We start from the raw sequence: 12648 nt of genomic DNA, 5'->3' as shown, positions 1-12648 counted from the left end.
TAGTTACTCCTTATCCTAGTTGATTTTAATAGTATATCTTATTATTGACTATTTTACATGAATGTAAATATAAAAATAAGAAATATTAAAGTCCTTTTTTGTTGCTCCTATGCGCTATATAAACTAAGGAGGTGTACGAGATTCAAATGCCAATAATTTCAATATACGGAAAGGCGAGGAGTGGGAAGTCCACAGCTTCTAGCTATCTTGTAATGAAGTACGGTCTAAAACGATTGTCATTCGGATCACGATTAAAAAAATACTATCATGAAATATTCGGAGTTACAGGCGAAGGGAAGGATCGTGAGGGATATCAATGGTTCGGGCAACTTATGCGGAGCCGAGATCCCGACGTTTGGGTTAAACAGGTAGATGCATCACTCTCTAGCTATCTACAAAATGAATACTCGGTTGTCTTTGATGACATGCGTCAACCTAATGAATACAAGTATCTAAAGCAACTTGGAGCCATAATGATACGGATTGATAGTCCATTAGATATCCGGCTTGAGAGGATGGTTCATGCGGGAGATATCATATCTGATACGAGAGTACTCAACCACGAAACAGAAAGTTATCTAGATGATTTTGAACCCGACTATGTGATCACTAATAGTGGAGATCCCAATAGCCTTTATTATCAATTAGGTAAAATAATACGAGAAATGGAAATGAAAGATCAATCAATTTCTTGGAACGAATAAGAACCGTTTGCTTCGCCTATGAACATATATTTACTAGAATAATTAATGCCGAACTTGTCCAAATATCGTTTTGATGGGCAATAACCCGACTTTAAATTCAATTTAAATGTTGTTTCATTGTTTGACTCTTCTTCCATTACTATAACCCCGATCACTTTCCGCACCACATCATACCCCAACCGCAAATAACATGTTCCCTCCGTAGAGAGATGCATTAATTCCCGAGTGCTTTTGTTTATGTAAATTGTGTTTGGATAGATCGAAAGAAAGGACGTCTTATTACTAATGCCTGCCATAATCATTACCTCGCTTTACTAATACTATTTCTATATGAAAAGGAGATGGTCCTTTGAGTCACATAATCGACTCTGGTCATCGAAAATACGAGCAATCATACTCATTTTACACTACGAAAGGAGTTAGTAGACTCCTAGCAGACTTGCCAAAGATAAAAATAAGAGCTTATGAGAGGGGAGAAACAGCAGCAATTGATATTTGTCTCGATCTACAGAAGGCCATCCAACTTGCCAAGCTGACACCAAAACAGAAGGAAGCTATCAGACATCTATATGTATATGATAGGGGAATTGTAGAAGCTGCTGAACTTCTAGATATTGATTATTCTACTTTATCACGAACACGAAAGACTGCACTAAAAAAAATAGCAAAGGTATACAAGAGATGGAGATACCTAGAATAGAGGTTGAATATGGGACGATTTACATGCAACAACCACCAGGAATTATTTCAACAAGAATCATCTAAGCTTGGGTACAACCGTATCGAAAATCGGTCGGAACGAATTCAATTAATTGATCAACTTATCGAAGAGTACGTTAATGATACTGGATTACGACCTGATCCACGTCAATTAGAAAGGCTTGCAACATCCATACTCTATGAAGATTTACAAGGGGATCGGAGACCAGACAAGGTGGCGAAAAGCCGAGATCCTATTCTTACTCTAGCCCAAGTAAAGCGAAGACATTCAAAGGAAGTCGGATCAGGAATCCTTGAAGTGATCGGTTCAGATGGCCGTTATTATGGTATCGATAGTGACCGTCATTCAGGAAAGGAGATGATGATAATTAATCCTAAAAAACTAAGTTTACCTATACAAAAAGAGAATCCTTAGAACAAGTTTAAAATACCTTTGTTCATTGGATATCTATTAAATTAATGAATAATTATTTTAAATAATATGTCTTCATTCTTTCTTCCCGTGCGCTTAAAGAAGTAAAAGCGTCGGGGAGTGGATATATGGCTAGAAAGGCACGACACTTAAAAATCTATCCAGGAGGAGTGATCATTGCCAAGCTTTGTGGAACGTGTAAGACTATGAAAAGACTAAGAGACTTCCATAAACATAAGGACAAGCTAGGGGGAGCTGATAACCGTTGCAAGGTCTGTAATAAAGCCAACCATCAGGCATGGGTCGCAAATAATCGAGATGAAGTTCGTACACATTCTCGGAAGTATCGGACTATGAAAAGATATCTCAGATTTGATTGGTCGACTGAACAGGAGCGATTGTTAATGAAACATGGATGTATTCTCACAGGTGAAAAAGAAGATATACATGGTGATCATTTTATCGCTTTATCAACAGGACATGGTGGCACATATAGAGGTAATATGATTCCGTTATACAGTTCGCTAAATACGTCGAAATCCGATATAAACCCCTTTGAATGGGCCAGAAATAGGGATGATATAGATCCCAATAAATGGGGAGAAGTGGTTTCTATGTTAGCTGCAAGAAACGGATTAACAACGAATGAATTTCGGGATTTCGTGTATTGGTGCTACGGTAATCGTCGCTCCATATCCGAAGTGAAGCGAGATCCAACCCCTTCGATAGAATTATGGAGAAGGGCGAATTGTATCGCCCAGATTGCATAGTGTGCCTGATTCATAGTTCATAGGTTTTAGTTTGCTTTTTCCCCGTTCCCTTTGTATAGGGACGAATCCATCTCATTTCCCCCGATTTCAACTTTCGGTAGTGGCCACGTACACCCCACATTTCAGCTACACGTCTAATCTTTCTTTTTTTTGGCTTTTTTGTAGGAGAACGAAGGACATACGATTTAGGTTCAATTTTCACGACAGATTCCTTATTTTTTCGTTTTGGTTGTTTTCCTTTTTTCTTTTGAGGTGTCGGTGTTTCTTTCGGTTCAGCTTGGACATATTTTCGATTTCGAGAATGCATCTCCATGTAAGCCATAAGGGTATGATGGATTCGAAGAACGTAATTCTCAATTTCCTTGAAATCAATATCGCTAACTTTAGTAGTATAGACTTTTTTGAATCGGTATACTTTGTTTTTTTCATCCCATGATGCACGGAAAATGTAGAGTATAAATGGTTCCGTATGATATGTATATTGGTAGTCTTTAGATCCAATACGATCGAATATATAGGTTTCATCTCGTTCTTTTATTGAGATTACTGCTGTTTCTAGAACAGGTCGGAAGTTCTTAACTTTATCAATATTTCCATTTCCCCATCGAAGTATTCTTTTTAAATCTTGAAATGATACTTTAATTTGATCCATTTCTTCAATTTTTTTGTTTGAATGAAAGGCTTGTGTGATAGTAGGGACGTGCATATTTCCAAATCTCATGTTGTCGTTCCCCTTTTGAAGTGTTGTTATTTGATCTCCTTACACTTTTATCATATCGAGTTAAATTAAAGTAGTCAATAAAAATAGTATCGATAAAATGTGGACTTATTACTTGATGAAGAATATAAAAAAAGCCCACAGGCGAACCGTAGGCTTGGTATTACTTACTTACAAATATAATTTTTCATATGGTGGGATCTTCTTTGTGTTTCGATTCGCATTCTTTTATTTTTCGAGCCAATACATCGAATAAATCTTTTTCTGAACCACTACCGAGTTCAAGGTCGATTTCTGCTAGGATTCCGAGAACATCTTCTAATTCTCTTTTTTCGGCATCCTTTAAACCTCGGTCTTCTTTCATTTCACATACTGAAGTGAAAACATTTTTAACTACATTGTTATTAAAGCTCATTGTGTAATCCTCCTTAGATTGGTTAATATGTTTAATCACCTTACATTTATATAATATAGAGTTAAATTAAAGTAGTCAATAAAAATAGTGTCGCTAAAATGTGGACGTTTGGAACGAAAAAAAAGAACGGAATTAAATCCGTCCCTTGTATTTTCGCCTATCCCCCTTTTGTGTCATTATAGTAGTTTCGAAATAGCCACTACGAGGTTTTGTAATAACCCATAGTGTCACAGGTAGATTAAAGCTGATAAACGTCCTACCCCTTTCTTCGTTATCTATATCCGTAATTTTTGTGTCCCTTCCTGCTTCAAAAGCTATAAATCGTTCACCCTCGTTGTAACATAAAACTTCTGCTGCCATTCGCATAATCTGGATGTACAATCCATCGATGTTTAATCTTTCGACCTCTGGGGCTATGATGTGCTTGTGCATGTTCCTGTTCCTGTTCATTGTATAGGGCTCCAATCGGTATGTATTTGTGTGCCATCCAACGTTTTAATCATATCGAGTAATTGGTTAGGTAATTCGAGATAATATCGCTGTATTGTGGACGTTGTAGAAGGAGGTGTGAACATCCATACCCCTTTTACTACATGTGTGTATATGACCTAAGTTGTTGCCTGGATTGATATAGTGGTTTCGTAGCAATCATGGTGAAATTCTGTAATAACCGATAGGGCTACAGGTAGATCAAAGCAGATAAATGTATGACCTAATCTATCGCCCTTTTGATTTTTAATAGTCGTCTCTTTTCCAGCTTCGAATACCAGGTGTCGTTCGCCTTTTTTGAAACATACGTCTGCCATTGCATGTATGGCGAGTAGGTACACCAGGTTGATATTTAACTCCATGACTTCGGGAGTTATGTTTAGTTCATACGATTTTTCCATAATGTAATTCCTCCTAAGATATGTTAGTGATTGTCGTATCACTCTTTTATCATATCGAATTTAATTAAAGTAGTCAATAAAAATAGTATCGATAAATTGTGGACGTTTATGATTAAAAAAAAGAAGCCTATGAGCTTCTTTTCTTAACTAATTCTAGGGCTTTGTCAAATTTGAAATTCTGATTCAGCAAAACCTGTAAGGCTAGGAGTTGATTGATGTCAAAGTGCATAACATCATGAATCTTTTGGTTGACTTCCTCCAAATGTTCAAACGTATTTACTCCAAACGGTATGTGATCCATGTTTCCTGTTATGTTAGTTATCATATCTGTTCTTTTTTTACTTATCATTATATGTTTTTCTCCAGGTTCATAAAAGTTAACAAAGCTTTATGCATCCGTTTCATTTCTGCCTTAATGTAATGTGGGACTTTAAAATGGTAATAAGAATGGTTATAGAATTGGACAACCCCTGTGTCGGGATAGAAAATGTATTCGACTTCTCTGCCTGATTTATTATGAAAAACAACACCACACATTTCGTAATGTTCATTTTCTTGCATAACTACATTCCATTTTTCATTCTTAGAGGTCCAATCGATTTGTGGGGTATGTGGGGGAATATCATCACTGAAATTCCGGAATATATACTTTTCCGTTTCCATAATAGTTAAAACCACTTCGTGTTCCATAATGTATTTCCTCCTAAGATGTGTTAGTGATGTCGTATCACTCTTTTATCATATCGAATTTAATTAAAGTAGTCAATAAAAATAGTATCGATAAATTGTGGACGTTTATGACGAAAAAAAAGAACGGTATCAAACCCGTTCTGTTCCAGTCAAACTATAGTAATCATCTAAACTAAACCCTTTAACCTGGGAAAGTTCCAAACTGTATCTCGCATAGTACATAGTTTCACGATGTGTTTCGTTCGTTTCTTCGCCTTCCTTATTTTCTAGGCGATCAAAGAGAAGGCATTCGTTGTTTTCATCTATAATCCATTGCTTTAAGTCAGAAGGCAATCCATATCTTTCTAGGTGTATTTTCAAACAGTCGGCCACTGCACAGTGTGAAAAAATATGAAAATAGCTATTATTCGTCTTTATTTTTCGAGAATCTTCGCAAAAAGAATAACCGATACCAAAATCCGGATGATAGTATTCGCAATCCTTATGCAACACTACATATATGTTGTTGTTGTCCATTCTATATCCTCCATTTATAGGAAGAGGGCGAACACTATACGCCCCCTTGATGTGTGTGATCTAGTTGTAATACTCCAACCACAAGCCACTTTCCATTCGAATAAATGTGCCATTGATCTTCATATCTCGCCCTACACTATCCCAGTCTACATACATCATTAGAGGGTGATCGTCATCTATAGATCCTGTTTCTTCATAGAATGCGTATGCAATGTCACCCATATCATCTTCATGCCACAAACGAAAGTTGCCATCCTTTAAGTCCTTAAATGCATCATCCCAAGTTAGACCAATATCATTTTCAAGGGTAATAGCTACCTTTTTTTCTTCCTCTTCCAGCTCGTCCAGCTTTTCAGCAACCTTGTTAAGCTCATTTAGACATTCGTATTCATGAATTTGAAATGGTGCTTCGTAATCATGAATCGCATACTCTTCGTAACAAACACCATTCTCATATATACCATGATGATATTCTCCATCTTCATCGAAGTACCCTAACCCAATCCGTGTAAAGAGATTATGTAACTCATCTTCGGTATACGGTAGGTCGATCCATTCTCCTACTAGTTCATTTTCATTGTACTTACCTAGATTTCTGATTAAAATTCTGATTTCTGTATCCATGTTGTAGTTCCCCCTAGTGGTTTGTAAGTGATTGTCGTATCACTCTTTTATCATATCGAGTTTAATTAAAGTAGTCAATAAAAATAGTATCGATAAAATGTGGACGTTTCCCGTAAGGAATTCCATTATTTAAAGGTCATATTTTGTATAGCGCATGACTACGAGAAAAGAGGACGTAAACAATTAAAGGGATTCGTATTCTATCTATTAATAGGGTCATACATTAGTAGAAATAAGTAGCCATAATATAGGACGGTATAGGTCGTCATACCATAGGTAGGCATAGGGTTTAGGGGGTTTATAGACGATGGGGTAACATATGGTTTCGGATGTAGCTGCGAGAAGGATGGGAAGGGGAGAAGAAGGGTTTACGTTGGTATTCGAAAGGTGGCGAATTGTGAGAATAGGGTGGACCGTCATCCACTCCAACACCTGGGCGAGGATGGCCCGTCAAACTCAGGGGGTTACATATGTAGATATACGGTTATGTACTTACAGATATAGGAAGGGTATGCGCATATTCAGTAGGAGAAGGAAGGGGGAGGGGAACGGTAGATCAAGGGTTTCAGGCTATGCATAAATGAAGCAAGGTAATTAAGTTCACTATTAAACGTTAAAGTCCTTGATAATAAAGGGATTGAGAACACACAAAGAAAGTCACTTTAGATGAAAAAGTGACATTTTTTATTCATTAATAAGAATATTTATTCAGTTGTAGAAAGGAAGGAGGAAAAGAAACTCTGGAAAATTCCGCAACCCCCAAAGCCCCCCTCTGGTACGTCTGCGACTAGTGGGTGTAGGTTACGTAATATATTTTTGAACTCGGGTAGTCCTTGCGAACTCTGTACTCCTCAAAATTGAGGAACATTGAATGCTATAAGTTAAGTTCATTTATGTTTCAGGTTTAGAGAGTCAATATCTTGTTCAATTTCTTTTAATTTCATCTCGTATTTTATGACTGCTATATCATGTGATGCCCTAACAATTAGCATGTTTATATTAGCAAAAAATCCATCCAGTGGATTAGTTTCGATGTCCCTATCCAAGTTTATGTAACCATCCTCATCTGCCTTAACAATGTTGAAAAAATGATGTCTAAATTGCTTTGCATCTCCTATTAGATAATCAATTCTGTTCGAAATATACTGTGAGTATTCATAGCAACTATTAACGTAAATTTTCTCTATTTCTGATATAACATCACTAAATACCTTTATACACTCTGCATCTTTTTTGATTAAAAGCTCCATATTTCTGTCTATACGAAGATTGTTACGAACATTGGTACTAATAGACTCCAGAGCAGGCTCGAAATTACTCAATGATTTTAACAATTTTCGATAGGCAGGGAACCGCTGTTTTAAAACCTCATCTCGTAAAGTTGCCCTTGCTTGAAACCGCATGGCTTCCATATTCATCTCCTGAATCTTCAACTGTAACTGTTGATTCTCCTGATTCATCTTAAGTGCCATACGTTGAGTCTGCATATTAACGGCAACCGTTACCCCGATTGTCCCGACTAGAACGACAATACTGACGATCCCTGTTACCACTCCTGCATCTAACTCCGAGCTATGTTCGAACCATTTCGGATAATACCATAATGCGAATGAAATGAGTGATACAAGCACTATAATTATCGGAATACTTAACAACATACCTACGAGTGTCCATTTTATCCATTTCATTTAAATATCTCTATCCTCTCGATTCACTAATATACGAATCTTATACCCAATCACGAAATGTTTAGGCTTCTTTGTTTTTAATGGAGAAAAGAAAAGGAGACGAGAGGGAAGGCTCATCTCCTAGGCATAACTATAGTGTTGGAATTTCTAAATTCATCCCCGAATTTCCCTGTAGAAACATATCGGGTATGTCCGGATTTTTTTTTCTAAGCTTAAATACTTGTACCTTAGACAACGGTGGAGCATATGAAATGTTCTTGTAATTAAATTCATCATTCACAATCCCTTTGTATAGAGAGTCAAGAAACTTCTTCCATGCACTAGTTGATTCCGCTACATCATCAATGTCTAGATCAAGCATCCGATAACCGTCAGCATCAAAGAAAATCATTAATGCTGTACCTAGATCACAATGGTCATTATTGATAATGGCTGTGGGTATCTCTACACCGTTATCCCAGTTATAGTTTCCTGCAATAAGATGAAGGGGTACTGAATCTTTCATCTTGTTGATTTGATCTTTGATATATTCAAGATCCTCATGATGAATCAGAGAACTCAATCGCTCTAGCTCATGACTATCCATATCTGTCATCCTTTCAAAAAACATACTACATCATTATACCCGAAACTATAAAATCCTTCATACTACGACTTCATCATTTATTTAGCCATCTATCCCAAAGGTCTAGTGACCCGCCTTTACTAGGGTATAGCGGCAATCCATTTTTCTGCAAGTATTTTAATCTTTGTTGTAAATCATGTACCTGTTTTTCTAGATCCCTTGTACTTTGATTGACATCTAGTTTATTCAGTTCATTTTCAACGGCTTGATTATAGCTAGAATGATAACCTCTATGTGTTGCCAACGAATGAACTTTATCATTTGGTACTGGTAAAAATATTCCATTAGAAGCATCATCAAAGTCCATACCAACCTTCTGGATTACTGGATGATTCCTCATTTCTGAAGGAATAATATGCTGTGCTTGGTATCCTTTTCGAGAAGATGAACGTGGAAGATCCATATCTTCTAGCAAATTCTTACCTAATTTAGTAGAATTTCCTCCTGTGACCCTACCGGGTGTTCCGGGAATTAATCTATCCGAGGAAATACTCGGACAATCAATCTTCCCTGCCAACTGCATCGAAGCAAAATAATGCCTTGTATCCTGAACCTGTTGTATGGCCACACAATCCGAGAACTTCATTATGTACGGTTCAATCTTCGGCCACACAAACGTAATCCCTGTAAGTAACATCGCACCTGCTGTAGTGGTAGCAAGTATTCTCTTGGCATTACCGAATAGATTATCGCCGAATGACTTTACTTTGTCACCGAATCCTTTGAATGAATCAGAGATTGCATCAAAAGCTTTACTTGCTAGAGGAAATCTACTAGAGATGCCGCCTGCCTTCGAAACAACAGAACCTGCCTTACCTGCTTTTTCTAAACCTTTTGTTCCAACGAATATACCGACAATTTGTGTCGTCGCATATCCTAACCACTCTGAACGAGAATTCGCATCACCGTTCACAACCATTCGATCCCACGATTCAGTTATCTCATTCCATACTCCGCCTACCATATTCGATATGTTGTTCCAAACTTCTCCCGGATGCGTAATCCAATGCCAGAGCTTTTTCCCTGACTCAATCGGATTTAGGATGATATATCCAATGAGCCCCAAGGCTCCTACCACTAAGTCAAAGACTCCGATCACGATGTCGGCCAGTCCTCGCAAGATACCTTTGATAAAAGAGAATGCCCATTCAACGACTTGAAGTGCTGGAATCTGCTTCTTCAACAATGCCCATGCAACTGTAAGCGCAGATCCGACTGCTAATCCCCATTTCCATGCAGTATCCATGATGTCTTCGATTTTAGCACCTAAATCGTCTAATATATTATTTACGTCATCCCATGTCTCACTACACCAATCAGTCACATCGTCCCATGTCTCACTGACCCAGTCTTTGGTATCCTCCCACCAACCTTCTTCTTTAACATTAGATGTGTTTGCGATATTCTCGTTGAATGTACCATTGATTGGTGTGTTGTCTATGAATTCTGCATATGTAACTCCTTGTCCTACAAATCCAAATCCGAGTAAAGCAATAAAGGTAACCATCATAATAAGTAAGAATTTCGATAATCTTTTTCTGTTTGTCATAGATGCGATATCTCTCCCATAACCCAACGAAAAAGGGTAGCATAAGCCACCCCCTTCGTATCGATACTATCTGCGATTTACATGCTAAATATAAAATTACCTATTCTAATATTATATAACAAAATTGGAGTTTTTTCAATATTTAATCGTGATAGACGGAGCCCAAAGTTGGGCTTAGTAATAGCTGTTTAATCCCCAAAGTTTTGCGGAGATTGAATTGATAGTCAGAATTTGAATGAATCAATTTTTGTTACGTGACTCCCCAAAGTTGGAGAATGTGAGTCGAGTAAGGTTCGAAGGATATTCTCACTGCTCAAAATTGAGCGGTGAACAACACGTAAAGGAACTGTAGATTGTAGACTGACTGGTAACATTTTTGTCCTCTTCTCTGTGAGTTTTGCGCTAATAGAAGTGAAGGAACTAAAACGTAGGAGGGACTAATTTATATGGAAGGTAGAACCATTCATCCGAACGACAAAGCCGAAACTATGGCGAATGAAAACTATGAGATTTACAAGCGAGAGGTAATCCGTCTAGTCTTTCCTCGCATCTTCCGAGAATCTAACGAAGCTAATACGAAAGCCAAGCTCGCAACAGGGGCAAAGAAGGTAGGTCGGCTTCCAGAGATTCGGGATGTAGTGGCATTCTATTTCTATATTCTATCGTATGTAAATGGACAAGCCTATAGGGAAAACGGAGAGCCTAACGAGAGGTATGGGGCATGTTTCGTAAGCTACGAAAAGATAATCGAGGATTTATGTATGGCGAGGAACCGTATTAAGCATCTTTCTGATATATTGGAAGCGAACGGGTTACTATTAAAAACTGTTCAGTATTACGAGGGAATGAAGAGGTACAAGCTATATTATCCGAGTTGGGTTCCAAGAGTTAGCGATGACGGGTATTTAGTTAGTCCAGATGGAGAGAAGATCATACCCGATCCATCCGTTTATCTTCCCAGGAGATACTAACGGTAATCTCTCCTGCGAGTACTACGCATAGTATCTCCTGTAGGTGCTGTAAAAAGAGCAAGTAATAAAAAGACTAAATATAAAAAGAGCAACAAGTAATTACACATGCAAGTTCACATGTGTATATTTTAAATTATGTGCCGTTGTTACATAGGTATAGATGAAAAAATAGATGCAAAAATAAATTTCACTTTCTATGTCCTCTTTTGGCAGGCCTGTGCGCTTAGAGAATTATATTACGTTAGGCACAAACCAAAACAGAAGAGGATGATTTTCAATGGAAAACAACAACACCAACAGCCAACTAGTATTTATCGAGAACGAGAAGGTAGTGACGGATTCTTTAATGGTGGCCGAAGTGTTTGAAAAACGACATGATTCAGTTTTACGTGACATTCGAGAATTAGATTGTAGTGAGGAATTTTCACTCCACAACTTTGTGGAGTCAGATTATATGAACGATAGGGGGAAAGTGTATCAGAGATATACACTTACGAAAAACGGACTTATGTTCCTTGTGATGGGCTATAGAGGAGAAAAGGCAGCGGTCATGAAAGAACGTTACATTGGAGAATTTGACCGTATGGAACAGTTCATCAAAAGTGGTGGTTTCTATGTTCCTTCCACATTGCACGAAGCTTTGCGACTTGCTGCTGACTTGGAAAAAGAGCGTATGTTGTTAGAAGACAAGTTAACCGAACAAGCTCCGAAGGTGGAATTTCACGATAAAGTCCTTAGATCGAAGGAGCTTTTGACAGTTACGACGATTGCGAAGGATTTCGGTATGTCTGCTATCGAGTTTAATCGATTGTTACACTTACATGGAATCCAATATAGACAAGGCAACAAGTGGCATTTGTACGATAGATATGCGGATAAGGGATATGTAGATTACGTGACCTACGAACAAGGGAATACATTGATGAGATGGACACAAAAAGGGCGGTTGTTCTTGTACGAGCTTTTAAAGGAGCAGAGGATACTTCCAGCATGTTAAACGAAAAGAGGACAATCGTTAATCAACGATTGTCCTCTTTTGGTGCGCCCGGCATGGGCGCAGTCTATAGGGTGAAAGTCCCGAATGGTGAAGGTAGCAGTAGCCATAGCTTAAGACAAGGGTGTCCACCGTGAGGTGGAATCTGAAGGAAGTCGGCGGCAAACCTCCGGTCTGAGGAACACGAATCTCATATAAGGCTAGCATTCGCTGGATGAGTCTGCCGAACAAGACAAAGTCCTTGCTACCGAAGGCGGATGAGAGTAAATGAGGCAGATGGATGGAGGGAAAGACTGCGTCCTTACCCGGGGAGATCTGCATGGCAAGCCATGCTCACATGGTAACCTAGACCGAAAGGTTTA

At 38.1% G+C, this 12648-nt stretch carries 15 protein-coding genes; 6 read left to right on the top strand and 9 right to left on the bottom strand.

What is annotated here, in order from left to right; all coding sequences use genetic code 11:
• The first annotated feature begins 146 nt into the window (after positions 1-146).
• From BT147_RS08785 to BT147_RS08765, 4 genes are all read left to right on the top strand, one after another.
• A complete protein-coding gene (locus BT147_RS08785; protein WP_083426475.1) occupies positions 147-704 on the top strand; it encodes an AAA family ATPase in 558 nt (185 codons plus the stop codon).
• Positions 705-1053: 349 nt separating this feature from the next.
• Positions 1054-1404: a sigma-70 RNA polymerase sigma factor region 4 domain-containing protein gene (locus BT147_RS08775; protein ID WP_072333812.1), complete on the top strand. Its 351-nt coding sequence runs from the start codon at positions 1054-1056 to the stop codon at positions 1402-1404.
• 9 nt (positions 1405-1413) lie between these two features.
• The gene (locus BT147_RS08770) at positions 1414-1839 is read left to right on the top strand and encodes a hypothetical protein (RefSeq protein ID WP_072333809.1); all 426 of its coding nucleotides are present in this window, start codon (positions 1414-1416) and stop codon (positions 1837-1839) included.
• Positions 1840-1964: 125 nt separating this feature from the next.
• Positions 1965-2606 (top strand): hypothetical protein, encoded by a 642-nt coding sequence (locus tag BT147_RS08765; RefSeq protein WP_072333806.1) that lies wholly within the window; start codon positions 1965-1967, stop codon positions 2604-2606.
• Positions 2607-2616: 10 nt separating this feature from the next.
• On the opposite strand, the gene BT147_RS08760 is transcribed toward BT147_RS08765, so the two are convergent.
• From BT147_RS08760 to BT147_RS15990, 9 genes are all read right to left on the bottom strand, one after another.
• Positions 2617-3327: a hypothetical protein gene (locus BT147_RS08760; RefSeq protein WP_072333803.1), complete on the bottom strand. Its 711-nt coding sequence runs from the start codon at positions 3325-3327 to the stop codon at positions 2617-2619.
• A gap of 184 nt (positions 3328-3511) precedes the next feature.
• A complete protein-coding gene (locus BT147_RS08755) occupies positions 3512-3739 on the bottom strand; it encodes a hypothetical protein (protein ID WP_072333800.1) in 228 nt (75 codons plus the stop codon).
• A 608-nt stretch (positions 3740-4347) separates the two neighbouring features.
• Positions 4348-4629: a hypothetical protein gene (locus BT147_RS08745; RefSeq protein ID WP_072333794.1), complete on the bottom strand. Its 282-nt coding sequence runs from the start codon at positions 4627-4629 to the stop codon at positions 4348-4350.
• Between the two features lie 348 nt (positions 4630-4977).
• Complete coding sequence (locus BT147_RS08735) at positions 4978-5319, bottom strand: hypothetical protein (protein WP_072333787.1); 342 nt, start codon at positions 5317-5319, stop codon at positions 4978-4980.
• Between the two features lie 129 nt (positions 5320-5448).
• Entirely contained in the window at positions 5449-5835 is a 387-nt protein-coding gene (locus tag BT147_RS08730; protein WP_072333783.1) for a hypothetical protein, read from the bottom strand.
• A gap of 60 nt (positions 5836-5895) precedes the next feature.
• Positions 5896-6459, bottom strand: coding sequence for an antirestriction protein ArdA (locus tag BT147_RS08725; protein ID WP_072333780.1), 564 nt, complete (start codon positions 6457-6459; stop codon positions 5896-5898).
• Between the two features lie 887 nt (positions 6460-7346).
• Positions 7347-8147, bottom strand: coding sequence for a hypothetical protein (locus tag BT147_RS08715; RefSeq protein ID WP_072333774.1), 801 nt, complete (start codon positions 8145-8147; stop codon positions 7347-7349).
• Between the two features lie 130 nt (positions 8148-8277).
• Entirely contained in the window at positions 8278-8733 is a 456-nt protein-coding gene (locus BT147_RS08710; protein ID WP_072333771.1) for a DUF4274 domain-containing protein, read from the bottom strand.
• A gap of 73 nt (positions 8734-8806) precedes the next feature.
• Complete coding sequence (locus BT147_RS15990; protein WP_072333768.1) at positions 8807-10321, bottom strand: AHH domain-containing protein; 1515 nt, start codon at positions 10319-10321, stop codon at positions 8807-8809.
• Positions 10322-10767: 446 nt separating this feature from the next.
• On the opposite strand from BT147_RS15990, the gene BT147_RS08700 reads away from it, so the two are divergent.
• A complete protein-coding gene (locus BT147_RS08700) occupies positions 10768-11292 on the top strand; it encodes a hypothetical protein (RefSeq protein ID WP_072333765.1) in 525 nt (174 codons plus the stop codon).
• A gap of 277 nt (positions 11293-11569) precedes the next feature.
• Entirely contained in the window at positions 11570-12289 is a 720-nt protein-coding gene (locus tag BT147_RS08695; RefSeq protein WP_072333762.1) for a Rha family transcriptional regulator, read from the top strand.
• The last annotated feature ends 359 nt before the right edge of the window (positions 12290-12648 follow it).

It is taken from the genome of Thermoactinomyces sp. DSM 45891 (genome assembly GCF_900119485.1).
Taxonomy (GTDB): domain Bacteria; phylum Bacillota; class Bacilli; order Thermoactinomycetales; family Thermoactinomycetaceae; genus Baia.
This window is presented reverse-complemented; position numbering and strand designations above follow the sequence as displayed.

What these genes read in the sequence shown, in the direction of transcription:
- BT147_RS08785 (WP_083426475.1), top strand. Translation starts at nt 147, where the DNA reads ATGCCAATAATTTCAATATACGGAAAGGCGAGGAGTGGGAAGTCCACA.
- BT147_RS08770 (WP_072333809.1), top strand. Translation starts at nt 1,414, where the DNA reads ATGGGACGATTTACATGCAACAACCACCAGGAATTATTTCAACAAGAA.
- BT147_RS08765 (WP_072333806.1), top strand. Translation starts at nt 1,965, where the DNA reads ATGGCTAGAAAGGCACGACACTTAAAAATCTATCCAGGAGGAGTGATC.
- BT147_RS08760 (WP_072333803.1), bottom strand. Translation starts at nt 3,327, where the DNA reads ATGAGATTTGGAAATATGCACGTCCCTACTATCACACAAGCCTTTCAT.
- BT147_RS08755 (WP_072333800.1), bottom strand. Translation starts at nt 3,739, where the DNA reads ATGAGCTTTAATAACAATGTAGTTAAAAATGTTTTCACTTCAGTATGT.
- BT147_RS08745 (WP_072333794.1), bottom strand. Translation starts at nt 4,629, where the DNA reads ATGGAAAAATCGTATGAACTAAACATAACTCCCGAAGTCATGGAGTTA.
- BT147_RS08735 (WP_072333787.1), bottom strand. Translation starts at nt 5,319, where the DNA reads ATGGAACACGAAGTGGTTTTAACTATTATGGAAACGGAAAAGTATATA.
- BT147_RS08730 (WP_072333783.1), bottom strand. Translation starts at nt 5,835, where the DNA reads ATGGACAACAACAACATATATGTAGTGTTGCATAAGGATTGCGAATAC.
- BT147_RS08725 (WP_072333780.1), bottom strand. Translation starts at nt 6,459, where the DNA reads ATGGATACAGAAATCAGAATTTTAATCAGAAATCTAGGTAAGTACAAT.
- BT147_RS08715 (WP_072333774.1), bottom strand. Translation starts at nt 8,147, where the DNA reads ATGAAATGGATAAAATGGACACTCGTAGGTATGTTGTTAAGTATTCCG.
- BT147_RS08710 (WP_072333771.1), bottom strand. Translation starts at nt 8,733, where the DNA reads ATGGATAGTCATGAGCTAGAGCGATTGAGTTCTCTGATTCATCATGAG.
- BT147_RS15990 (WP_072333768.1), bottom strand. Translation starts at nt 10,321, where the DNA reads ATGACAAACAGAAAAAGATTATCGAAATTCTTACTTATTATGATGGTT.
- BT147_RS08700 (WP_072333765.1), top strand. Translation starts at nt 10,768, where the DNA reads ATGGAAGGTAGAACCATTCATCCGAACGACAAAGCCGAAACTATGGCG.
- BT147_RS08695 (WP_072333762.1), top strand. Translation starts at nt 11,570, where the DNA reads ATGGAAAACAACAACACCAACAGCCAACTAGTATTTATCGAGAACGAG.